The organism is Streptomyces sp. NPDC005492 (assembly GCF_040605995.1).
Taxonomy (GTDB): Bacteria; Actinomycetota; Actinomycetes; order Streptomycetales; family Streptomycetaceae; genus Streptomyces.
Genome location: NZ_JBEXDX010000002.1, coordinates 365090 through 389018 on the forward strand (window position 1 = coordinate 365090; position 23929 = coordinate 389018).

Annotated in this window: 17 protein-coding genes; 16 read left to right on the forward strand and 1 reads right to left on the reverse strand. The window is 71.9% G+C overall.

The annotated features are described in order from the left end of the window. Positions 1–8 precede the first annotated feature (8 nt). From ABZT04_RS04475 to ABZT04_RS04495, 5 genes are all read left to right on the forward strand, one after another. Positions 9–881 (forward strand): type II secretion system F family protein, encoded by an 873-nt coding sequence (locus ABZT04_RS04475; RefSeq protein WP_356052816.1) that lies wholly within the window; start codon positions 9–11, stop codon positions 879–881. Continuing rightward, positions 878–1690: a type II secretion system F family protein gene (locus ABZT04_RS04480; protein WP_356052818.1), complete on the forward strand. Its 813-nt coding sequence runs from the start codon at positions 878–880 to the stop codon at positions 1688–1690. Before ABZT04_RS04475 ends, ABZT04_RS04480 begins: the two co-directional genes overlap by 4 nt. Positions 1691–1773: 83 nt before the next feature. Continuing rightward, positions 1774–2004, forward strand: coding sequence for a DUF4244 domain-containing protein (locus ABZT04_RS04485; protein WP_356052820.1), 231 nt, complete (start codon positions 1774–1776; stop codon positions 2002–2004). Further along, positions 1991–2368, forward strand: a complete 378-nt coding sequence (locus ABZT04_RS04490) for a TadE family type IV pilus minor pilin (protein WP_355907617.1) — start codon at positions 1991–1993, stop codon at positions 2366–2368. Before ABZT04_RS04485 ends, ABZT04_RS04490 begins: the two co-directional genes overlap by 14 nt. An 8-nt stretch (positions 2369–2376) precedes the next feature. Beyond that, positions 2377–2805, forward strand: a complete 429-nt coding sequence (locus ABZT04_RS04495) for an Rv3654c family TadE-like protein (RefSeq protein WP_356053070.1) — start codon at positions 2377–2379, stop codon at positions 2803–2805. Here ABZT04_RS04495 and ABZT04_RS04500 read toward each other — a convergent pair. Then, on the reverse strand, positions 2705–5224 hold the full coding sequence (locus tag ABZT04_RS04500; RefSeq protein WP_356052822.1) for a DEAD/DEAH box helicase: 2520 nt from the start codon (positions 5222–5224) through the stop codon (positions 2705–2707). The two genes, ABZT04_RS04495 and ABZT04_RS04500, sit on opposite strands and share 101 nt — an antisense overlap. A gap of 80 nt (positions 5225–5304) precedes the next feature. Here ABZT04_RS04500 and bldG point away from each other — a divergent pair, with 80 nt between their 5' ends. From bldG to ABZT04_RS04555, 11 genes are all read left to right on the forward strand, one after another. Beyond that, entirely contained in the window at positions 5305–5646 is a 342-nt protein-coding gene (gene bldG, locus ABZT04_RS04505; RefSeq protein WP_003975386.1) for an anti-sigma factor antagonist BldG, read from the forward strand. A gap of 119 nt (positions 5647–5765) precedes the next feature. Continuing rightward, the gene (locus ABZT04_RS04510) at positions 5766–6203 is read left to right on the forward strand and encodes an ATP-binding protein (protein WP_356052824.1); all 438 of its coding nucleotides are present in this window, start codon (positions 5766–5768) and stop codon (positions 6201–6203) included. A 286-nt stretch (positions 6204–6489) separates the two neighbouring features. Continuing rightward, positions 6490–8895, forward strand: coding sequence for a sodium-translocating pyrophosphatase (locus ABZT04_RS04515; RefSeq protein ID WP_356052826.1), 2406 nt, complete (start codon positions 6490–6492; stop codon positions 8893–8895). A gap of 195 nt (positions 8896–9090) precedes the next feature. Next, a complete protein-coding gene (locus ABZT04_RS04520) occupies positions 9091–9687 on the forward strand; it encodes a small secreted protein (protein WP_356052829.1) in 597 nt (198 codons plus the stop codon). 129 nt (positions 9688–9816) lie between these two features. Further along, positions 9817–11337: a class I SAM-dependent methyltransferase gene (locus ABZT04_RS04525; protein WP_356052831.1), complete on the forward strand. Its 1521-nt coding sequence runs from the start codon at positions 9817–9819 to the stop codon at positions 11335–11337. Between the two features lie 182 nt (positions 11338–11519). Further along, the gene (locus ABZT04_RS04530) at positions 11520–13961 is read left to right on the forward strand and encodes a protein kinase (protein ID WP_356052833.1); all 2442 of its coding nucleotides are present in this window, start codon (positions 11520–11522) and stop codon (positions 13959–13961) included. A gap of 96 nt (positions 13962–14057) precedes the next feature. After that, positions 14058–14255 carry a hypothetical protein gene (locus ABZT04_RS04535; RefSeq protein ID WP_356052835.1) on the forward strand — a complete coding sequence of 66 codons (198 nt, stop codon included), beginning with the start codon at positions 14058–14060 and terminating at the stop codon, positions 14253–14255. A gap of 249 nt (positions 14256–14504) precedes the next feature. Further along, the gene (gene topA / locus ABZT04_RS04540) at positions 14505–17327 is read left to right on the forward strand and encodes a type I DNA topoisomerase (protein ID WP_356052837.1); all 2823 of its coding nucleotides are present in this window, start codon (positions 14505–14507) and stop codon (positions 17325–17327) included. A 168-nt stretch (positions 17328–17495) separates the two neighbouring features. Then, positions 17496–20783, forward strand: coding sequence for a dTMP kinase (gene tmk, locus ABZT04_RS04545; RefSeq protein ID WP_356052839.1), 3288 nt, complete (start codon positions 17496–17498; stop codon positions 20781–20783). Positions 20784–20889: 106 nt separating this feature from the next. Then, entirely contained in the window at positions 20890–22095 is a 1206-nt protein-coding gene (locus ABZT04_RS04550) for a DNA polymerase III subunit delta' (RefSeq protein WP_356052841.1), read from the forward strand. Between the two features lie 118 nt (positions 22096–22213). Beyond that, complete coding sequence (locus ABZT04_RS04555; RefSeq protein WP_356052843.1) at positions 22214–23854, forward strand: alpha/beta hydrolase; 1641 nt, start codon at positions 22214–22216, stop codon at positions 23852–23854. Positions 23855–23929 lie beyond the last annotated feature (75 nt).

Sequence of the window (23929 nt, forward strand, 5' to 3'; positions counted from 1 at the left end):
GAGAGGTGATGGCTGTGGGAACGGGTGAGATGTCGGTCGGGATGGCCGCGATGTGTGTCGGGGCCCTTGTCCTCCTGATGGGCGGGCGGCGATCCGGGGCACGACGGGCGCAGTTGCTGTTCGCGGGCGCCGGGGTGGTGGGCGTAGGCCCGCCCTCGTGGGAGCGGGCCGCCGGTGAACTGCGGCGGATCAGGGGCCGGTTGCGGGCCGAATGGTGGTCGCTGGCTGTCGGAGCGGTCCTCGCGCTGCTGGGCGCCTCGGTGGTTCCACTCGTCGCGGGGGCGGTCGGAGTGCCGTTGCTACGGCGGGTGCGTCTGGCCGGGGAGGCCCGGCGGGCGCGGGAGGCGTGCGAGGACGCGGTGATCGCGCTGTGCTCGACGCTCGCCGGGGAGGTGCGCGCCGGGCGGCAGCCGGGGGAGGCCCTGCTGCGGGCGGCGCTCGACTCGGGTGGGCTCGGGGAGGCGCAGGCCGCGGTGTTGGCGGCGGCGCGGTTCGGCGGGGATGTACCAGGTGCGCTGACCTCGGCGGCGCGACAGCCGGGCGCGGACGGGCTGTTGGGGCTGGCGGCGTGCTGGCGGGTCGCGGTGGACCAGGGAGCCGGGCTCGCGGCGGGACTCGACCGGCTCGAAGGGGCGTTGCGCGCCGACCGGGACCAACGGGCCGATCTCCGCGCCCAGTTGGCGGGGGCACGGGCCACCGCGGTGATGCTCGCCGGCCTGCCGGTGCTCGGCCTGCTGCTCGGCACGGCCATGGGCGCCGATCCGCTGCACGTGCTGCTGCACAGCGGGCCGGGGCTGGGATGCCTGGTGGTCGGGGGGTCACTGGAGGGCCTCGGTCTGTGGTGGGCGTGGCGGATCGTGCGAGGGGTGGAGGCGGCATGAGTACGGAAGTTGTCCACAGGCTGGGGGTGGCCCTGGGGGCGGTGCTGGTCGTGGGGTGTCTGGTGCGGTGGCTGGACGCGGCGCGGCGGGAGCGGAGGGCTCGGCGACGGCTGGCCATCCTGCTCCTTCGGGAAGCGCGGGATGTGCGGGATATGCGCGAAGTACCTTCCGCCGGGCGGTGGTTCGGGGCTCGGGGCGTCGCGCTGCGGTGGTTGCCCGTGGTGGGTGTCGTGGGTGCCGGCTGGGTGTTGGTCGGTGGGGTCGCCGGCGTCGTGGTGGGCGCGGTGGCCGGCCTCGGACTCTGGCGGTGGCGCCGTACGCAGGCGGCCGAGGACACCGTCGCCGAACGCGACGCGGCCACCGCCGCGCGCCAACTTCCGCTGGCCGCCGATCTGCTGGCCGCCTGCATCGCCGCCGGAGCCTCGCCGGTGATCGCCTCCCAGGCCGTGGGCGAGGCCCTCGCGGGGCCCGTTGGGGAGCGGCTGGCGCGGGCGGCGGCGGAGGTCCGGCTCGGCGGCGAACCCGCCGACGCCTGGCGGAGGTTGGCCGCGCTGCCGGGGGCCGGCCCGCTGGCCCGGCTGCTCGAACGGGCCGACGAGTCGGGGCTCCCCGCCGCCGGACCGGTCGCACGGCTCGCGGCGGAGGCCCGCGCCGACTGGACCCGCACCGCGACGGCGCGGGCTCGACGGGCGGCCGTCCTGATCACCGCACCGGTGGGGCTGTGCTTCCTGCCCGCGTTCATCGCGGTCGGCGTACTGCCCGTGGTGATCGGGCTCGCGGGCGGCGCGGCGGGAGGGGGCGGCGGCTGACGGGAGGGGTGAGCGGTGACCCACGTATGACGAACGACGACTGATCGAGCGACTGAACCGACAGGAACCTCACGGGGGTTGAGATGTACAAGGCAGTGAAGACGGCGGCGGTACGCGTGGTGCGGGCGGTCCGGGCACGGGCCCGACTGGGCGCCGTGGGGCGAGCGGACGCGGGCATGGCCACGGCCGAATATGCGATGGGGCTGATCGCGGCGGTGGCGTTCGCGGTGGTGCTCTACAAGGTGGTGACCAGTGGAGCGGTCAGCGCGGAACTCCAGAGCATCGTGAAGCGGGCCCTCGATGCGCAGATGTGAACGCCGGGGCGGGGACGCGGGGTTCGTGACGGCGGAGGCCGCCGTGGTCCTGCCGGTGCTGGTGATGTTCGCGATGGCGCTGGTGTGGGGGCTGCTGGTGGTGGCCGCGCAGATCCAGTGCGTGGACGCGGCACGCGCGGGCGCCCGAGCGGCGGCTCGGCAGGACCCGGCCGGCGCGGTCGTCGAGGTGACCCGGGAGACGGCGCCACGGGGAGCGAAGGTCACGGTGGGCAGAGAGGGCGACCAGGTCCATGTGGTCGTGATCGCGAAGCCGCCGGTGCTGGGCGGGCTGCCCTTCGAGGTGCGGGAGGAGGCCGTGGCGGTGGCGGAGGAGACGGTCGGAGAGGGGAGGGCGGGGCCGTGAGGTGTCGTATCCCTGCTGCGGGGCGTGGGAGATCCCGTCACTCGGACCGGGGGTCCGCCACCGTGTGGACCCTCACCGCGATGGCTGTGCTGGGTGTCGTGTTCGGGGTGGTGCTCGCCCTGGGGCAGGCCGTCGTGGCCCGGCATCGCGCGGCCGGCGGAGCGGATCTCGCGGCGCTCGCGGCGGCCGACCACTGGGCGGAGGGCGGTGCGGGGGCCTGTGCCCTGGCCGAGCGGGTGGCGCGGGCGCAGGGGACGCGGCTGGTGCGGTGCGCGGTCGTGGGGGAGACGTCGGACGTGACGGCGGCCGCGGGCCTGGGACCGTTCGCGGCGGAGGTCAGGGCACGGGCGGGGCCTGCGGGACCGGTGCCTCCACCGTTGCCGCCCGGTGACCCTCGTCCGCCTTCTTCTCCGGCGCCTCCCGCAACAGCTCCGTGAGCAGCCGCACCGCGCCCCGCTTGTGCAACGGCTCGTTGCCGTTGCCGCACTTGGGGGACTGGATGCAGGACGGGCAGCCGGCCTCGCACTCGCAGGATGCGATGGCCTGGAGGGTGGCGGTGAGCCAGGCGCGGGCGGTGTGGAAGGCGCGCTCGGCGAAGCCCGCGCCGCCGGGATGGCCGTCGTAGACGAAGACCGTGGGGAGCAGGGTGTCCGGGTGCAGGGGGACGGAGACCCCGCCGATGTCCCAGCGGTCGCAGGTGGCGAAGAGGGGGAGCATGCCGATCGAGGCGTGTTCGGCGGCGTGCAGGGCGCCGCCGAGGATCTCGGGGTTGACCCGGGCGGCGTCGAGTTGGTCCTCGGTGACCGTCCACCACACGGCACGGGTGCGGAGCGTACGAGGAGGGAGGTCGAGTTTCGACTCGCCGAGGACTTCACCTGTGATGACACGTCGACGGAGGAAGGAGACGACCTGGTTGGTGACTTCGACCGAGCCGTAGCACAACCGGCCCTGGCCCCACGGGAGTTCGACGTCCGTGTCCAGGACGGAGATCGCCGTGGTGTCGCGGGCGACCGTCGAGTACGGCGGGCTCGCCTCCTCGACCAGGGCGACCGAGTCCTCCAGATCCAGGGAGCGGACCAGGTAGGTGCGGCCCTGGTGGAGGTGGACCGCGCCCTCGTGGACGGTCGTGTGGGAGGCGGACTCGTCGACCGTGCCCAGCAGGCGGCCGGTGCCGTTCTCGACGATCTGGACCGGCTTTCCGCCCCCGCCACGGATGTCGGTGAGGTCGGCGGCGCGTTCCCGGCGCGTCCAGTGCCAGGCCTTGGCCCGGCGGCGGAGCAGCTTCGCGGCCTCCAACTGCGGCAGCAGGTCCGCCGTGGCCGGGCCGAACAGCTCCAAGTCGTCCTCGGTCAGCGGTAGTTCGGCCGCCGCCGCGCACAGGTGGGGGGCCAGGACGTAGGGGTTGTCCGGGTCCAGGACCGTGGACTCCACCGGCTGGTCGAACAGGGCCTCCGGGTGGTGGACCAGGAAGGTGTCCAGGGGGTCGTCGCGGGCCACCAGGACGGCCAGGGCTCCCTGGCCGGTACGTCCGGCGCGGCCGGCCTGCTGCCACAGGGAGGCGCGGGTGCCGGGGTAGCCGGCGATGAGGACGGCGTCCAACCCCGAGACGTCGATGCCGAGTTCGAGGGCGGTGGTGGCGGCGAGGCCGAGCAGCTCGCCGGAGTGGAGGGCGCGTTCGAGGGCGCGGCGCTCCTCGGGGAGGTAGCCGCCGCGGTAGGCGGCGACCCGTCGGGCCAGCGAGCGGTCGACCTCGGCGAGGCGTTCCTGGGCGATCAGCGCGATCAGCTCGGCGCCGCGCCGGGATCGTACGAAGGCCACCGAGCGGACGCCCTGGACGGCGAGGTCGGTCAGCAGGTCGGCGGTCTCGGCGGTGGCCGTACGGCGGACCGGGGCGCCCTTCTCGCCGTGCAGTTCGGTGAGCGGGGGCTCCCAGAGGGCGAAGACCAGTTCACCGCGCGGTGAGGCGTCGTCGGCGACCTCGACCACGGGGAGGCCGGTGAGGCGGCGGGCGGCGACCGAGGGCTCGGCGGCGGTCGCGGAGGCGAGCAGGAAGACGGGGGAGGAGCCGTAGCGGGCGCAGAGGCGGCGCAGTCGGCGCAGTACCTGGGCGACGTGGGAGCCGAAGACGCCCCGGTAGGTGTGGCACTCGTCGATGACGACGTACTTCAGCGACTTCAGGAAGGAGGACCAGCGGGGGTGCGAGGGCAATATGCCCCGGTGGAGCATGTCGGGGTTGGTCAGGACGTAGTTGGCGTACTGGCGTACCCACTCACGCTCCTCGAACGGAGTATCGCCGTCGTACACGGCTGGGCGAACGGCATTGCCCAGAGGTTGTGAAAGTTCCTTCACAGAGCGGAGTTGGTCGGCCGCCAGGGCCTTCGTGGGGGCCAGGTAGAGGGCGGTGGTGCCGCGGCCGTTCGGGGCCTCGGAGCCGTCCAGGAGCGCCGAGAGGACGGGGACGAGATACGCCAGCGACTTGCCCGAGGCGGTCCCTGTGGCGACGATCACCGACTCGCCGTCCAGAGCGTGCTCGGCGGCCTGTGCCTGGTGGGCCCAGGGGTGTTCGATACCGGCCTCCTGGACGGTGGCGATCACCTCCGCGCGAATCCGATCAGGCCAGACGGCATGGCGGCCCTCACGTGGGGGCAAGTGCTCCGTATGAGTGATGCGCGAAGCCCGGCTCGGTCCGGACGCGAGCCGGTCCAGAACCGTGCCCGGCGAGAGCCCGGACACGGGGCTCGCCGAGGGTCGATCGGATCGCTGATTCTTGGCCATCGGCACCGAGTGTGTCACCGGCGTGACGGACAATGGAGCCAAGGCGTCGTGCACGCCCTGCGGTAAGTGATTGAATGCCATCGCGGCTGGCGAACCGTCCTGGGGGCTCTGCCGAGGTGTCCCATGGGATGACCGCTCGATAGCAAGGTGCTGGAGGATCCGTGGACCTGTCCCTGTCGACCCGTACCGTCGGCGATCGTACGGTCGTCGAGGTCGGTGGCGAAATCGACGTATATACCGCGCCCAAGTTGCGCGAACAGCTTGTCGAGCTGGTGAACGACGGGAGTTTCCACCTCGTCGTCGACATGGAGGGCGTCGACTTTCTCGACTCCACCGGGCTCGGTGTGCTGGTCGGCGGCCTGAAGCGGGTGCGTGCCCACGAGGGCTCGCTGCGCCTGGTCTGCAACCAGGAGCGCATTCTGAAGATCTTCCGTATCACCGGCCTCACCAAGGTGTTCCCGATTCACACCTCGGTCGAGGAAGCGGTGGCGGCCACCGACTGACCCGACCGTTCCGGGAGCGGCTCCTGGCCGCTCCCGGCCGGCAGCAGTAGACGACCGGTGGGCCGGGCTTTCGGCGGCCCGGCCCATCGACAGCACGCCCGTAGTCCCGAGGGGGATGCATGGCCACCGTTGAACTCCGCTTCAGCGCGCTGCCCGAGCACGTCAGGACCGCCCGACTGGTGGCGGCGGCGGTGGCGCGCAGGTCCGGAGTGGACGAGGCCGTACTCGACGAGGTGCGACTCGCCGTCGGCGAGGCATGCACCCGTGCCGTCGGGCTGCACCAGAGCAGCGGGATCACCGCCCCGGTGAAGGTGCTGCTGATCGAGGAGGAGAAGCAGTTCTCCATCGAGGTCGGCGACGAGGCGCCACGCTCGGCCCCCGGCGACAAGGCGCCCGGGGCGCCCGGCGACGATCCGGACGCGGAGACCGAGGAGGACGAGATGGGTCTCGCTGTCATCAGCGGGCTCGTCGACGACGTCGAGGTCACCGCCGGCGAGCACGGCGGGCTGATCCGTATGACCTGGCCGACGACACCGCCGGCCGCGATGCTTTCCTGAAAACCGCCGCACACCACAGCCGAAGGGCCCTGCTGAGCAGGGCCCTTCGGCATTTCCGGGAGAGCACGGGAGAACGCGGGAGCGTGCGGCGGAATTCGTGAAACTATTCACGATCAATGTGCGCGATCACGCGTTCGCCTCGCGCCGATGATTCGATCAAGCGACAATGCTTTCAACGCATTACTATGCGAAGGCCAATTCCGTTTGCCGCGCACTGTTTTGATCAGGTTCCGGTACCTACAATCCGTCCACATCTTGAGCTCAGCACAGGCGTCAAGGAGGACGAATGGCGGGGCTTTCTACCCCTCAGCAGTTTGACCACCCCACAACCTTCGCAGCCGCAGTCCTGACCGACGACAACCGCATCCTCGTGATGGTGATCGGTGTCGTCGCTCTGGCAGCGCTCGTGGTCGCGGGCGTCCTGGTGCGCCAGGTGCTCGCGGCCGGCGAGGGCACGGACAGCATGAAGAAGATCGCGGCAGCGGTCCAGGAGGGCGCCAACGCCTATCTGGGACGGCAGTTGCGCACGGTCGGCGTATTCGCCGTGATCGTTTTCTTCCTGCTTCTGCTGCTGCCCGCGGACGACTGGAATCAGCGCGCCGGACGATCGATCTTCTTCCTGATCGGCGCGGTGTTCTCGGCGACCACCGGCTATATCGGCATGTGGCTCGCCGTACGCAGTAATGTCCGTGTCGCCGCGGCGGCCCGGGAAGCGACCCCGGCGGAGGGTGAGCCGGAAAAGGATCTCACCGCCGTCTCGCACAAAGCCATGAAGATCGCTTTCCGTACGGGCGGCGTCGTCGGCATGTTCACGGTGGGGCTCGGTCTGCTGGGCGCCTCCTGCGTGGTGCTGGTGTACGCGGCCGACGCGCCGAAGGTGCTGGAGGGATTCGGCCTAGGTGCCGCCCTCATCGCCATGTTCATGCGTGTCGGCGGCGGCATCTTCACCAAGGCCGCCGACGTCGGCGCCGACCTGGTCGGCAAGGTCGAGCAGGGCATTCCGGAGGACGACCCGCGCAACGCCGCGACCATCGCCGACAACGTGGGTGACAACGTCGGCGACTGCGCGGGCATGGCGGCCGACCTCTTCGAGTCGTACGCCGTGACGCTGGTCGCCGCGCTGATCCTCGGCACGGCCACCTTCGGCGACTCCGGGCTCGCCTTCCCGCTGCTCGTGCCGGCGATCGGTGTGATCACCGCCATGATCGGCATCTTCGCGGTGGCGCCACGCCGGTCCGACCGCAGCGGTATGTCCGCGATCAACCGGGGTTTCTTCATCTCCGCGGTGATCTCGCTCGTGCTGGTGGCGGTCGCGGTCTTCGTCTATCTGCCGTCGTCCTACGGCGACCTCGACGGCGTCACCGACGCGGCGATCAAGGCCAAGGACGGCGATCCGCGGATCCTCGCGCTCGTCGCCGTGGCCATCGGCATCGTGCTCGCCGCACTGATCCAGCAACTGACCGGCTACTTCACGGAGACCAACCGCCGGCCCGTGATGGACATCGGCAAGACCTCGCTCACCGGTCCGGCCACCGTCATCCTCGCCGGTATCTCCCTCGGCCTCGAATCGGCCGTCTACACCGCCCTGTTGATCGGCCTCGCGGTCTACGGGGCGTTCCTGCTCGGCGGTGCCTCGATCATGCTGGCGCTGTTCGCGGTGGCGCTGGCCGGCACCGGTCTGCTCACCACGGTCGGTGTGATCGTCGCCATGGACACCTTCGGGCCGGTCTCCGACAACGCGCAGGGCATCGCGGAGATGTCCGGCGACGTCGAGGGCGCGGGCGCGCAGGTGCTCACCAACCTGGACGCGGTGGGCAACACCACCAAGGCCATCACGAAGGGCATCGCCATCGCCACCGCCGTCCTGGCGGCGTCGGCGCTCTTCGGGTCGTACCGGGACGCGATCGTCACCGCCGCCAACGACGTCGGCGAGAAGGTCTCCGGCGCGGGCGCGCCGCTGAACCTGATGATGGACATCTCCCAGCCCAACAACCTGGTGGGGCTCATCGCGGGCGCCGCGGTCGTCTTCCTCTTCTCCGGTCTCGCGATCAACGCGGTGTCGCGGTCTGCCGGGGCCGTGGTCTACGAGGTGCGGCGGCAGTTCCGCGAGCACCCCGGGATCATGGACTACACCGAGACACCGGAGTACGGGCGCGTGGTCGACATCTGCACCAAGGACGCGCTGCGCGAGCTGGCCACGCCCGGTCTGCTCGCCGTGCTCACGCCGATCGCGGTCGGGTTCACGCTCGGGGTCGGCGCGCTGGGCTCGTTCCTCGCGGGCGCGATCGGCACCGGCACGCTGATGGCGGTCTTCCTCGCGAACTCGGGCGGTGCCTGGGACAACGCGAAGAAACTCGTCGAGGACGGCAACCACGGCGGCAAGGGCAGCGAGGCGCATGAGGCCACGGTGATCGGCGACACGGTCGGCGACCCCTTCAAGGACACCGCCGGACCGGCGATCAACCCGCTGCTGAAGGTGATGAACCTCGTCGCGCTGCTCATCGCGCCCGCGGTCATCAAGTTCAGCTACGGCGCCGACAAGAACATCGGGGTGCGCATCACGATCGCGGTGCTCGCGTTCCTGGTGATCGTCGTCGCGGTGTACATCTCCAAGCGGCGCGGCATCGCCGTGGGGGACGAGGACGACGCCGAGCGGTCGGCCAAGTCGCCTGATCCCGCGGTGGTTTCGTAGGCCGTCTTACGGAGCCCTGCTCAACGGGCGGGCGGGTGGCGCGAGTTGGGGGCGCCGCCCGCCCGTTTCGTATGTGTTCAGGCCCTCGCCGTGAGCCTTCTCTCGCTTGGTGCAAATGGATTCAAAAGGCCTTCTATCGGACCTTAGGCCCGGGGGTGTCGCCCGTTCGGCGTGTATGTTCCGGGGCCGAGAGCCATGGAAGGGACCAATCCGGTGAACAAGAAGCTCGCGGCCGCACTGTCCGGCGGTGCGGTACTGGTACTGGGGCTGTCGGGATGCGGCGGCAGCGGCGACGACAGCGACGCCAAGCTGGACGCCTGGGCCAAGCAGGTGTGCGTCGCGGTGCAGCCGCAGGCGAAGAAGATCGCGGCCGCCAACACGGCGATCCAGAAGGAGACCTCGGACAACAGCACCCCGGAAGAGGTCCAGAAGACCGACTCGCAGGCCTTCCAGGACATGTCCGACGCCTACAAGGCGATCGGGGCGGCCGTGAACACCGCAGGGGCTCCGAACGTCGACAACGGCGCCAAGAAGCAGCAGGACGCCGTCACGGAGCTCAACGGCATCTCCACGTCGTACGCCACCCTGAAGAAGCAGGTCGACGCGCTCGACACCAAGGACCAGGCGAAGTTCGCGGACGGCCTCAAGGGCATCGCGACCTCGCTGGACAAGCTCAGCACGAGCGGGAACGACGCCCTGAAGACCCTCGAAGAGGGCGATGTCGGCACGGCGATGGCCAAGCAGGAGGCCTGCAAGTCGGCGTCCGCGTCACCCTCGGCGTCGGCGGCCTGAGCCCGCCGGGGAAACCGCCTCCCCTGTAGTGGGCGATCTTTCAGTCACTGAAAGATGCCCCGGTACGCGTGCGTGCCGGGGCCTTCGCATGCCGGGCATGTTGTCCGTCCGAGCGGCCACAATGGGGGTGTGAGTAACTCCACCCTGCCCACGCTGCCCGCATCCGACCGCCCGGAGATCGCCGCCCGGCTCCGGGACGCCCTGCTCGGCGCCTCCTTCACCGCCGACGGACTCCTCGACCTGCTCGGCGCCCCCGCGTACGCGGCGCTGGCCCGCAGCGAGACCGTGCCGGCCCTCCGGGCGACCCGGGGCGACACCCCGCTGGAGACCCTGGTCCGGCTGTTCCTGCTCCAGCAGCCCGTGCCGCACGCACGCGTGGCGGACGTGCTGCCCGTCGCCGCGTGCCTGGAGAGCGGCTGGCTGACGTCCGTGGGCGGCGACGAGGTGGCCGCCACCGTGGACGTACGGCCCTACGGCGGCCCCGAGGGCGAGGACTGGTTCATCGTGTCCGACCTCGGGTGCGCGGTCGGCGGGGCCGGCGGGATCGGCAGCCGCGACGAAGGCGTCGTCCTCGGGGTGGGCGGCGCGTCCACGACCCTCGCGGGCATCACCGTACGGACGCCGGTCGCCGCCGCGCTCGACCTCGGCACCGGTTCCGGCATCCAGGCGCTGCACGCGGCCCGGCACGCCACGCGCGTGACGGCCACCGACCTCAACCCGCGCGCCCTGCACATCACCGCGCTCACCCTGGCGCTCTCCGGGGCACCGGCGGCCGACCTGCGCGAGGGTTCGCTCTTCGAGCCGGTCCGGGACGACGAGACGTACGACCTGATCGTCTCGAACCCGCCCTTCGTGATCTCGCCGGGTGCCCGGCTCACCTACCGCGACGGCGGGATGGGCGGGGACGATCTGTGCCGGTCGCTCGTTCAGGAGGCGGGGGAGAGGCTGCGCGAGGGCGGATTCGCGCAGTTCCTCGCCAACTGGCAGCACGTGGAGGGGGAGGACTGGCAGGACAGGCTCAGGTCGTGGGTGCCGCGCGGGTGCGACGCGTGGATCGTGCAGCGCGAGGTCCAGGACGTCACGCAGTACGCCGAGTTGTGGCTCAGGGACGCCGGCGACCACCGGGGTGACACGACCGCGTACGAGGCGCTCTACGACGCATGGCTCGACGAGTTCGAGGCGCGCAAGGTCAAGGCCGTGGGCTTCGGCTGGATCACGTTGCGCAGGACGGGGTCCGAGGTGCCCTCGATCACCGTCGAGGAGTGGCCGCACCCGGTCGAGCAGCCGCTCGGCGACACCGTGCGGGTGCACTTCGACCGCGTGGACTATCTGCGCGCCCACGACGACGCGGCGCTGCTCGCCGCCCACTTCAGGCTTGCCCCCGAGGTCATCCAGGAACAGGTCGGGCTGCCCGGCGCCGAGGACCCCGAGCACGTCGTGCTGCGCCAGAACCGCGGCATGCGCCGGGCGACCAAGGTCGACACGGTCGGCGCGGGCTTCGCAGGCGTCTGCGACGGCACGCTGAGCGCGGGCCGCATCCTCGACGCCATCGCCCAACTCGTCGGCGAGGACCCGGTCCTGCTCCGCGACCGCACACCGGCGCAGATCCGGCTGCTGGTGGAGCAGGGGTTCCTGGAGCCCGCCGGCTGACCGCCCTTTCCGCCCGTCACATCTGAGGCCCGTCCGCATCACTGGGGCGCAGGTGTCCCCATCCGGCGGGATCGATCGGATTGGTGCGGAAAAGCCCTGATGTCAGTGGCGGGTGCGAGGCTACCTTCGGAGACAGGTTCCACGCGTCCTCGGGGGAGGCGCGCCGTCTCGGGGGAGGCGTGATGGCTGGGGATACGCCGGATCAGGGCGAGGGCAGGGTCATCCACGGGCGCTACCGACTGCTGCGCACACTCGGCGCGGGTGGCATGGGCCGCGTATGGCTCGCTTACGACGAGGAGTTGGCCTGCGAGGTCGCCGTCAAGGAGATCTCACTGCCGGACGTCCCCAGGGACGCGAGCGAGCCCGCGCACCGCATCGCGCGGGCCCGCAGCGAGGCCCGGCACGCCGCCCGGCTGCGCGGCCACCCGCATGTGGCGACCGTGCACGACGTGGTGATCCACGAAGGCCTGCCCTGGATCGTCATGGAGTACGTCCCGGACGGCGTCGACCTCCAGGCGGTCGTACGGCGTTCGGGGCCGTTGTCGCCCGCCCAGGTGGCACGCATCGGGCTCGCCGTCCTCGACGCGCTCACCGCCGGGCACCGCATCGGCATCCTGCACAGGGATGTGAAACCGGCCAACATCCTTCTGGCACCGAACGCTTCGGGCGATCCGTACGCGCGCGTGCTGCTCACCGACTACGGCATCGCCCTCCAGCCCGAGTCCCACGAACCCCGGCTCACCGCCACCGCCGGCATCCTCGGCACACCCGGCTATCTCGCCCCCGAGCGGGCCCGTGGCGAGCCGCCCACCCCGGCCGCCGACCTGTTCTCCCTGGGCGCCACGCTGTACGCCGCCGTCGAGGGCCGCGGCCCCTTCGACCGCCACGGCGACTACGCGACCCTCACGGCCCTGCTCGGCGAGGAGCCCGCGCCCGCCGTCCGCGCGGGCGAACTGGCGCCCGTACTCCAGGGGTTGCTGGTCAAGGACCCGGTCCTGAGGTCGACACCGGAGACGGCGGCACACGGCCTGGAGCGGGTCGCGCTGTCGGCAGGTCCGGTAGCGGGGCACACACCGATGCCGGGCGGTTTCGGCCGGACACCGGAGGGCTTCGCCCCCGCTGCGGACGGGTTCGCCCCTGCGGCGGGTGGGTTCGGCCCGGCACGGGACAGCGGTTTCGGCGCGCCGCCGGACGGCTTCGGCGCCGCGGCCGGTGGTCGGTCCACGCCCGATCAGTCGGCCGGGCCTGGCGGCGACGGTTCCCCCGGCCAGGTCGCGAGCGGGCCTCCGGGCCACCTCTCGGGTGGGCCGCCCGGATACGCGGTGGGCGGGCCCTACGCGGGCGGCCCCTACGCCCCGCTGCCGCTGGGAGGACCCGAGGCCACCCGCCAGGGCCCCGCGCCGTACGGCGACTCGCCCGCGGCCGGTCTCGGGGGTTCCACGCCTGCGGGACGACCGACGCCGTACACACCCCACACGCCGAACACCCCGCAGACTCCTGGCAGCCCACCCACCCCCAACACGCCGAACACCCCGCAGGGGCACGCCGGTTCGGGTGGGGCGTACGGCCAGTGGAATCCGTACGCGAACAGCCCCACGATGTCCTACCAGGGCGCCTACCAGGGGTCCCGACAGGAGTCCTACCAGGGGGGCGTACTCCCGCCGCCGTATGCGGGCGGTCAGGGACCGACGTATCCGGGCGGCCCGGGGGCGGCCGGGGGTCCGCCGGGTGGGGGTCCGGGGCGGCGGAAGCCGGTCGCCGCGATCGTCGCTCTCGTGGTGGCCGTCGCGCTGGTGATCGCCGGTGGGGTGTGGGCGGCGACCACGCTGACCGGCGACAAGGACACGGCGGCGACGAAGAAGGCGTCCCCGTCCGTGTCGTCGTCGCCGACGGGCTCCGAGTATCCGTACGGTGCGGACGTCGGTCTCAAGAAGGCGCTGCAGACCGGCGATTGCGTGCACGCGGTGTGGACCGGGACGGCGTTCAGGTCGCGGCCCAACCTCGGGGTCGTGAGCTGTGCGCACGACGATCCGGACGGCCAGGTGATGGCGGTCGACACGGCGACCGACTTCACCGACGCCCGCGACCACGGAGCCGAGCGGTGCGCCGGCAGGGCGAAGGCGACGGCCGACTCCCTTCCCGACGCGGACGTGTACGCGCTCACGCCGACCCAGGCGGGCTTCGGCGCGGCCGGGGGCGGTACGGCGTGTCTCGTACTCGGCCGCCATGTGCCGATCGGCGGCGAGATAGGACGCTTCCGGAGCACCGGGTCGAACGTGTGGACCACCGAGATGAGCACCGGCGACTGCTGGCTGTACGTCGACCACAAGACCTACTTCACCGCGATCCTGGCCGACTGTGCCGATGAGCACACCGACCAGGTGATCGGTTTCGTGTCGGCCCCGAGGAACATGGCGTTCGAGGACGCGCTGCAGCAGGGGAACAAGCTGTGCGGCAACAAGTTCGAGTCGACCTGGGCGCCCGGAGCGGACCGTTCCGTCTTCGGGTATCTGTCCGACGAGAGCAACTGGAAGGCCGGATTCAACTCGGTCGTGTGCACGGTGGGGGAGGCCGATCGGTCCCGGACGACCGGGGCGATATCGTCCTCCGGCACGGCCGCCTGAGGGCCGTCCGCCGCGAATTCACCGGGGGTTGGCCTGCCTGTCGCCCACGGGTGCCAGCCTCCCGGACCTGAGTATCCGGGTCGGGAGGGGACACGCATGGAGAGCGGGCCAGCGATCTTCGCGGGGTTGGTGTTCGCCCTGTTCGGAGGCGCGCTGCTGCTGTGGACCGCGGTCAGGGTGCGGCACCGTGAACCCGTCGCCCAGGGTGTGAACCCGGTCGCATCGGCGACCCTCGCGAGCGTCGTCGCGGTAGTCGCCCTGCTCCTGGGAACCTGGTGCTTCCTGCACGTCTGAGCACCGCGCCCGGGCTGGGGCGCGGGTAAACGGCGGATCACCCTCCGGATGGCTCGGAAAAGGCCGGTGGGGACACCGGGCGGCAGGAATGGCGGTAGTCGGGTTACCGTTCGAGTGGCCGTTGCGGGCTTTTCCCGTTTGACACGGGGGCGGGATGTACCGTCACACTCCGCAGCGTCACCAACACCCGACCCCGGGACTTAGCGCCCCCAGGGGAGGCCCCAGCGTCGACCGGAGAGAAGAGCGAAGTTGTCCCCGACCAGCGAGACCGCACACGGCGGCCGCCGACTCGTCATCGTCGAGTCCCCTGCCAAGGCGAAGACGATCAAGGGCTACCTCGGCCCCGGATATGTCGTCGAGGCGAGCGTCGGGCACATCCGTGACCTTCCCAACGGCGCCGCGGAGGTGCCCGAGAAGTACACCGGCGAGGTCCGCCGCCTCGGCGTGGACGTCGAGCACGACTTCGAGCCGATCTATGTGGTCAACGCCGACAAGCGGGCCCAGGTCAAGAAGCTCAAGGACCTGCTCAAGGACTCCGACGAACTCTTCCTCGCCACCGATGAGGACCGCGAGGGCGAGGCCATCGCGTGGCACCTTCTCGAGGTCCTGAAGCCCAAGGTCCCGGTCAAGCGCATGGTGTTCCACGAGATCACCAAGGACGCGATCCGCGCCGCCGTCGCCAACCCGCGCGACCTCAACCAGCCCCTGGTCGACGCCCAGGAGACCCGCCGTATCCTCGACCGCCTCTACGGCTACGAGGTCTCGCCGGTCCTGTGGAAGAAGGTCATGCCGCGCCTGTCGGCCGGCCGTGTCCAGTCCGTCGCCACCCGGCTCGTGGTGGAGCGCGAGCGCGAGCGCATCGCCTTCCGCTCCGCCGAGTACTGGGACCTGACCGGTACCTTCGGGACCGGCCGGACCGGCGACGCGAGCGACCCCTCGACCCTCGTCGCCCGCCTCCAGGCCGTCGACGGCAAGCGCGTCGCCCAGGGCCGCGACTTCGACTCCCTGGGACAGATCAAGAGCCCGAACACCCTCCACCTCGACGAGGCCAACGCCCGCGCGCTGGCCGCCGCCCTGGAGGACACGAGGTTCGCCGTACGGTCCGTCGAGTCGAAGCCGTACCGACGCTCGCCGTACGCCCCGTTCCGTACGACGACGCTCCAGCAGGAGGCCAGCCGCAAGCTCGGCTTCGGCGCCAAGGCCACCATGCAGGTCGCGCAGAAGCTGTACGAGAACGGCTACATCACCTACATGCGTACGGACTCCACGACCCTGAGCGAGACGGCCGTCAGCGCCGCCCGCGCCCAGGTGACGCAGTTGTACGGCGCCGACTACCTGCCGGCCCAGCCGCGCGTGTACGCCGGAAAGGTCAAGAACGCCCAGGAGGCGCACGAGGCGATCCGCCCCTCGGGTGATCGTTTCCGCACCCCCGCCGAAACCGGCCTGACCGGTGACCAGTTCCGGCTCTACGAGCTGATCTGGAAGCGGACCGTCGCCTCCCAGATGAAGGACGCGGTCGGCAACTCAGTCACCGTGAAGATCGCGGGCACCTCGTCCGACGGCCGGGACGTCGAGTTCAGCGCCTCCGGCAAGACGATCACCTTCCACGGCTTCCTGAAGGCCTACGTGGAGGGCGCCGACGACCCGAACGCAGAGCTGGACGACCGCGAGCGCCGGCTGCCCCAGGTCGCCGAGGGCGACGCGCTGACCGCCGAGGAGCTCACGGTCGACGGGCACGCCACCAAGCCCCCGGCCCGCTACACCGAGGCCAGCCTCGTCAAGGAGCTCGAAGAGCGCGAGATCGGCCGCCCGTCGACGTACGCGTCGATCATCGGCACGATCCTCGACCGCGGCTACGTCTTCAAGAAGGGCACGGCCCTGGTGCCGTCCTTCCTGTCCTTCGCCGTGGTCAACCTCCTGGAGAAGCACTTCGGGCGGCTCGTCGACTACGACTTCACCGCCAAGATGGAGGACGACCTCGACCGCATCGCCAGCGGCGAGGCGCAGGCCGTGCCGTGGCTGCGGCGCTTCTACTTCGGCGAGGGCGAGGCGAGGGGCGCCGCCGAGGCGGGCAACGGAGACGGCGACCACCTGGGCGGCCTCAAGGAACTCGTCACCGACCTGGGCGCGATCGACGCCCGCGAGGTGTCGTCCTTCCCGGTCGGCAACGACATCATGCTCCGCGTCGGCCGCTACGGCCCCTACGTCGAGCGCGGCGAGAAGGACTCCGAGAACCACCAGCGCGCCGACGTGCCCGAGGACCTCGCGCCGGACGAGCTGAGCGTCGAGCACGCCGAGGAACTGCTCGCCAAGCCGAGCGGCGACTTCGAGCTGGGCGCCGACCCCGAGACGGGCCACCAGATCATCGCCCGCGACGGCCGCTACGGCCCGTACGTCACCGAGGTGCTCCCCGAGGGCACCCCGAAGACCGGCAAGAACGCCGTCAAGCCGCGTACGGCCTCACTGTTCAAGTCGATGAGCCTCGACACGGTGACGCTCGCCGACGCCCTCAAGCTGATGTCGCTGCCGCGTGTCGTCGGCAAGGACGCCGAGGGCGTGGAGATCACCGCGCAGAACGGGCGCTACGGGCCGTACCTCAAGAAGGGCACGGACTCCCGCTCGCTGCAGACAGAGGACCAGCTCTTCACGATCACCCTCGAAGAGGCGCTGGAGATCTACTCCCAGCCCAAGCAGCGCGGCCGGGCCGCCGCCAAGCCGCCGCTGAAGGAACTGGGCGTGGACCCGGTCAGCGAGAAGCCCGTCGTCGTCAAGGACGGCCGCTTCGGGCCGTACGTCACCGACGGCGAGACCAACGCGACCCTGCGCTCCGGCGACAGCGTCGAGGAGATCAGCCCGGAGCGCGGCTACGAACTCCTCGCCGAGAAGCGGGCCAAGGCGCCCGCCAAGAAGACGGCGAAGAAGGCCCCGGCGAAGAAGACCGCGGCCAAGAAGGCGCCCGCCAAGAAGGCGACGACGGCCAAGAAGACCGTCGCGAAGAAGACGACCACGGCGGCCGCCAAAAAGACGGCGGCCAAGAAGGCGGCCACCTCCCAGGTGACGTCCGAGGACTGACACCTCGTCGGGTCGCCGGGGCGCCGGGTCGTCGTGTCGTCGTGAGAGGGCACGCTTCCTGCACCGCAAGGTCGTGAAACGAACGCCTCGGCATCACTTTGGTGTCGGGGCGTGTGCAGGTCCGGGCGTGCGCGGCTGGTTGTCGGTGGCTGCCGATAGGCTGAAAGCATGACGCCAGCCGAGCAGCCAACGGCCCACCAGCCGGCCCCAGACGACGCCCTTGTCGCGGACTCCCGCGAGCGTGCCGTCCGCGCCCTGCTGCGCCAACCGCAGCTCAAGCGATTGTGGAGCGCACAGTTCGTGGCGGGGGTCGGCGACACCCTCGCCCTGCTGGTCCTGGTCGTGCTCGCGCTCCAGGCGGCCATCCTCCAGGGCTCGTTCGGGGGCGGCTATCGGGGTGTGGCGTTCGCGGTGGCGATCGTCTTCGGGGCGCGCATCCTGGCGACGCTGCTCTTCGGAGCGGTGCTGCTCGGCCCGCTCAGCTCGCTCACCTCCCAGGAGGGGCCCCTCGACCGGCGCTGGACCATGGTCGGCGCGGACGGTCTGCGGGCCGCGCTGCTGATCGTCGCCCCGCTGTGGATCGACTGGACTCCGGACAACGCACTGGCCGTGCTCCTGGTGACCGCCTTCGTGACCGGAGTCGCCGAGCGCTTCTGGACGGTGTGCCGCGAGAGCGCGGCGCCCGCCCTGCTGCCCGCCCCGCCGCTGGAGGGCGCCACGGTCCGGCCGCTGCCCGACCACATGGACGCCCTACGACGGCTGTCGCTGCGCACGGGCTTCGTGGCGATCCCCCTCGCCGCCGCGGCCCTCGTCGTGGCGGCCCTGCTCAACAACCTGCTGGGCACGGGCGTCGCCTGGTTCGCCCAGCACCAGGCGGCACTCGCCTCGTACGTCGCGGCCGGGCTGTTCGCCGCGTCCCTCTCCGTGCTGACCGCCCTGGAACTGCCCGCCACCCGCACACCGCGCGCGCGGTCGCCGCTCGAAGGACTGCGCCGTCCCAGGACGGGCACCGGCGTCGACAAGGGCCGTACGGGCGCGATCGCGCTGCTCGTGGTCGCCTGCGCGGCCGTCGCCGGTGCGGTCTCCGCCGCCGTCGCCGTGTCCGTGCTCCAGGCCAAGGATCTGCACGGCGGCCCGGTGACCTTCGGACTGCTGGTGCTCGGACTGACCGGCGGGGTCGTGGTCGGCATCCGTACGGCGCCCGTCCTGCTGCCGGCGCTCTCGCGCCGCCGCCTGCTGACGCTGGCGATCGCCTTCACCGGCATCGCGCTGCTCGCCGCAGGCCTGGTCCCGGACGTCACCACCGTGCTGCTGATCGTCGCCCTGGCCGGCATCGGCGCGGGCGTGGCCGCCAACACCGGGCACACCCTCCTCGACCAGGAGGCCGAGGACTACCGCAGGGCCCGCACCACCGAGCACCTGCACGCGGTCGTACGGGTCTCCGTGGCACTCGGCGCGCTGATCGCCCCCCTGGTGGCGGCGCTCATCGGCCCGCACCGCCTGGAGAACGGCAAGTTCGTGTTCGCGCACGGCGGTGCCGCGTTCACGCTGATGCTCGTCGGCGCGCTGCTGCTGCCGGTCGCCGCGCTGGTGCTGGCCAAGGTCGACGACCGCTCCGGAGTGCCGCTGCGGCACGATCTGCGCGACGCGCTGCTCGGCGGCGACGACCCCGACACGGTGCCCGCGACCACCGGCTTCTTCATCGCCCTGGAGGGTGGCGACGGCGCCGGGAAGTCCACCCAGGCCGAGGCCCTCGCCGAGTGGATAAGGGGCAAGGGGCACGAGGTCGTGCTGACCCGCGAGCCCGGGGCGACACCGGTCGGCAAGCGGCTGCGGTCGATCCTGCTCGACGTGTCGTCGGCGGGACTGTCCCACCGCGCGGAGGCCCTGCTGTACGCGGCCGACCGCGCGGAGCACGTCGACACCGTCGTACGACCCGCCCTGGAGCGGGGCGCGATCGTCATCTCCGACCGCTACATCGACTCGTCGGTGGCCTACCAGGGCGCGGGCCGTGACCTCTCCCCGACCGAGATCGCCCGCATCAATCGGTGGGCGACCGACGGACTCGTCCCGCACATGACCGTTCTGCTGGACGTGGCCCCGGAGACCGCCCGCGAGCGGTTCACGGAGGCGCCGGACCGACTGGAGTCGGAGCCCGCCGAGTTCCACGCGCGCGTACGGTCCGGTTTCCTCACGCTGGCCGCCGCCGACCCCGGCCGCTACCTGGTGGTGGACGCGGGCCAGGAGCCCGAGGCCGTCACCACCGTGATCAGGCACCGCCTCGACACCGTTCTGCCGCTCTCCGAGGCCGAGATCAAGGCCCAGGAGGAGGCGCGCAAGGCCGCCGAGGAGGAGGCCCGCCGCAAGGCCGAGGAAGAGGCAGCCCGCAAGGCCGAGGAGGAGCGCCTGGAGCGCGAGCGCCAGGAGCGGCTCGCCCAACTGCGCGCCGAGGAGGAGGAGCGCAAGCGGCGCGAGCTGGAGGAGGCCCAGCGCCGCGAGGCCGAGCGCCAGGCCGAGGAGGCCCGGCAGCGCGCCGAGGACGCACGCAGGCGTGCCGAGGAGGAGAAGGCCCGCCTCCTCGCCGAGGAGGAGGCCCGCGCCGCCGAGGAGTCCCGTCGTAGGGCCGAGGCCGACCGGCTGCGCAAGCAGGCCGAGGAGGAGGCCCGGCTGCGCGCCGAGGCCGAGGAGCGGCGCCGGGAGAAGCAGCGCAAGGCTGAGGCGGCACTGCTCGCGGCCGAGGAGGCCCGCCGGTTGGCGGCCGAGGCCGCTGCCGCGGCGGAGGCGGCGGCCCGGCAGCCGACGGCGCCCGTGGTCCCGGCCGCTCCGGAGGTCAGGCCCGAGGAGTCGACCGTGCAGACGCCGGTGGTGAAGCCGTCGGGTGCGGAGGGGCGATCGGCGGACGACACGGCTGTGCTGCGCCCGGTGGGCTCGGGCGACCGTGACGAGACCACTGTGCTGCGGTCGGTGTCCGGGGACTCCGAGGCACCCGAGCGCGACTCCGAGACGACGGCCGAGCTGCCGCAGCCGCCCGCTCCCGCGGGGGCCGCCGACGAGACGGCGGTCCTGCCGCCGGTGTCCTCCACCGAGGAGACGGCCGTACTGCCGCCGGTCGGTGCGGCGGACGAGACGGCCGTGCTGCCGCCTGTCGGGGCCTCGGACGAGACCGCGGTGCTGCCGCCGGTGCGCGAGGAGGGCTCGTCGGACCGGATGCCCGAAGGCTTCTTCCGGGACGAGCGCCAGGCCGACCGGGCCGAGGACCGCACCCGCGAGCTGCCCCAGGTCGACGAGCAGGGCACCCCCCGGCGCCGGCCGCGACCCGACTGGGCGGAGGAGACTCCGCTGGACGACCTGCCCTCCCTGGCCGACGAACTGCTCGGCCCGCGTGACACCGGCGACTTCGACCACGACGACGACACGGGTCGTGGGCGGGGTCGCGGTCGAGGGCGCCGGGGCTGACGCAGGCGGGGCGGGGGCGCTCCGCACCGGTGCCGGACCCCGTTGTCAGTGGCGGCCCGCACAATGGATCGCGTAACCCGAAGCGTGACGAAAGGGCCGGTGACCCATGACCGTGTGGGATGACCTGGTGGGGCAGGAGAAGGTCAGCGAGCAGCTCGACGCCGCCGCTCGCGACGCCGACGCCTTCGTCACCGCGGCGACCACCGGCACGGCCCCGCCGGAGGCGTCGAAGATGACGCACGCCTGGCTGTTCACCGGACCGCCCGGCGCGGGACGCAACCAGACGGCGCGGGCCTTCGCCGCCGCCCTCCAGTGCGTGAGCCCCGACCGCGCACTGGGCGGCAGCCCCGGCTGCGGCTTCTGCGACGGCTGTCATACGGCGCTGATCGGCACCCACGCCGACGTCACCACGGTCGCCGCCGTGGGCACCCAGATCCTCGCCGACGACATGCGGGACACGGTCCGCAAGTCCTTCACCTCACCGGCCACCGGCCGCTGGCAGATCATCCTCGTCGAGGACGCCGAGCGGCTGAACGAGAAGTCGGCCAACGCCGTCCTCAAGGCCGTGGAGGAGCCCGCCCCCCGCACGGTCTGGCTCCTGTGCGCCCCCTCGATCGAGGACGTCCTGCCCACGATCCGCTCCCGCTGCCGCCACCTGAACCTGAGCACGCCCTCGGTGGACGCCGTCGCCGACATGCTCGTACGCCGGGAGGGCATCGAACCGGACGTGGCCGCGGCCGCCGCGCGTGCCACACAGGGCCACGTCGACCGGGCCCGCCGACTGGCCACCGACCCGGCCGCGCGTGCCCGCCGGGCGTCCGTACTGAAGTTGCCGTTGCGCGTCGACGATGTCGGCGGCTGCCTCAAGGCCGCGCAGGAGCTGGTCGACGCCGCCACCGAGGACGCCAAGCAGTTGGCCGAGGAGATGGACGGCAAGGAGACCGAGGAGATGAAGGCGGCGATGGGCGGCGGCCAGGGCAGCCGCATGCCGAGGGGCACGGCGGGGGTGATGAAGGACCTGGAGGACAAGCAGAAGCGCCGGAGAACACGCACCCAGCGCGACAGCCTCGACCTCGCGCTGACCGACCTCACCGCCTTCTACCGCGATGTCCTCGCGCTCCAGCTCGGTTCCCGGGTGGCGATCGCCAACGCGGACGCGGAGGACGCCCTGGAGCGGCTCGCCCGCGCCGGTTCCCCGGAGTCCACGTTGCGCCGTATCGAGGCGATCGGCGCGTGCAGAGACGCGCTCGACCGCAATGTGGCGCCGCTGCTGGCGGTGGAGGCGATGACATTGGCGCTCAGAGCGGGCTGAGCACGGGACCGGTGTTCGGTGGGCTGATCTTTTGGGCGTCAGATTGACGGTGTAACTCGTCCGGGGTGGATCGCACACTCAGGGCATTCAAATGATCGCGCAGGGTTACGCTCGGTCGATGCAGATCAGGCGCCCCCTCCGCCGGCCGACTCAGCCTCAGTCCAACCAGGACCGTCGAAGTCACCAGAGTCACCGAAGCCACCGAAGTCGTCGGACCGGGTCCGCGCTGCTCGCTGCCGCCGCGCTGCTCGTGTCGGCGTGCTCCTCGGGGGCTTCGACCACGGCGGCGAGCCCGGCCGCGGACGTCGCGCTGGCGCCGCTGGCGCGATCGACGCCGTCCACCCTCGCCTCGTACTACGGGCAGAAGCTGACGTGGCACACCTGCGGTGTCCCCGGCTTCGAGTGCGCCACGATGAGGGCGCCGCTGGACTACGCCAAGCCGGCCGCGGAGGACATCAGGCTCGCGGTCGCCCGCAAGAGGGCCACCGGCAAGGGCAAGCCGCTCGGTTCGCTGATGGTGAATCCGGGTGGGCCGGGCGGTTCGGCGGTCGGCTATCTGCAGCAGTTCGCCGGGGTCGGCTACCCGGCCCAGGTCCGCGCCCGCTACGACATGGTCGCGATGGACCCCCGGGGCGTCGCCCGCAGCGAGCCCGTCGAGTGCCTCGGCGGGCGGGCGATGGACACGTTCACCCAGACCGACACCACCCCCGACAGCCGGCGTGAGACCACCCAACTCGTCGACGAGTACAAGAAGTTCGCGGAGGGCTGCGGCGCCCACTCGCCCGACGTGCTGCGCCATGTCTCCACGGTCGAGGCGGCCCGGGACATGGACATTCTGCGGGCCGCGCTGGGCGACCGGAAACTGACGTATGTGGGGGCGTCGTACGGGACGTTCCTCGGGGCGACGTACGCGGGGCTGTTCCCCGACCGGGTCGGTCGCGTGGTCCTGGACGGCGCGATGGACCCCTCCCTCCCCGCGCGCCGGATGAACCTCGACCAGACGGCGGGCTTCGAGACGGCGTTCCAGTCCTTCGCGAAGGACTGCGTACGGCAGACCGACTGCCCGCTCGGCGGCAAGGGCACGACGCCCGCCAAGGTGGGCACGAACCTCAAGGCCTTCTTCAAGAAGCTCGACGCCCACCCCGTTCCCACCGGCGACACGGACGGCCGCAAGCTCGGCGAGGCGCTCGCCACCACCGGCGTGATCGCCGCGATGTACGACGAGGCGGCCTGGCCGCAGTTGCGCGAGGCTCTCACCTCCGCGATGAAGGAGAACGACGGCGCGGGACTGCTCGTCCTCTCCGACAGCTACTACGAGCGGGACGCCGACGGTCGCTACTCGAACCTGATGTTCGCCAACGCCGCCGTGAACTGCCTCGACCTCCCGGCCGCGTTCTCCACCACCGACCAGGTCGAGAAGGCACTCCCCGCCTTCGAGAAGGCGTCCCCCGTCTTCGGCAAGGGCCTCGCCTGGGCCGCCCTGAACTGCGCGTACTGGCCGGTCAGGGCGACCGGCGAACCCCACCGCATCGAGGCGAAGGGCGCCGCCCCGATCGTGGTCGTCGGCACCACCCGCGACCCGGCGACCCCCTACCGCTGGGCCCAGTCCCTCGCCCACCAACTCTCCTCGGCCCGCCTCCTGACCTACGTCGGCGACGGCCACACCGCCTATGGGCGGGGCAGCGCCTGCATCGACTCCGCGATCAACACGTATCTGCTCCGCGGGACGCCGCCGGCTCGGGGGAAGCGCTGCTCGTAGCTCTGCGTGGCTGTGGTGGGGGATGCGTCCGGGGTGCTGCTGTGGTGCTGCCGGGGGGTGTACGGAGCACCCCCG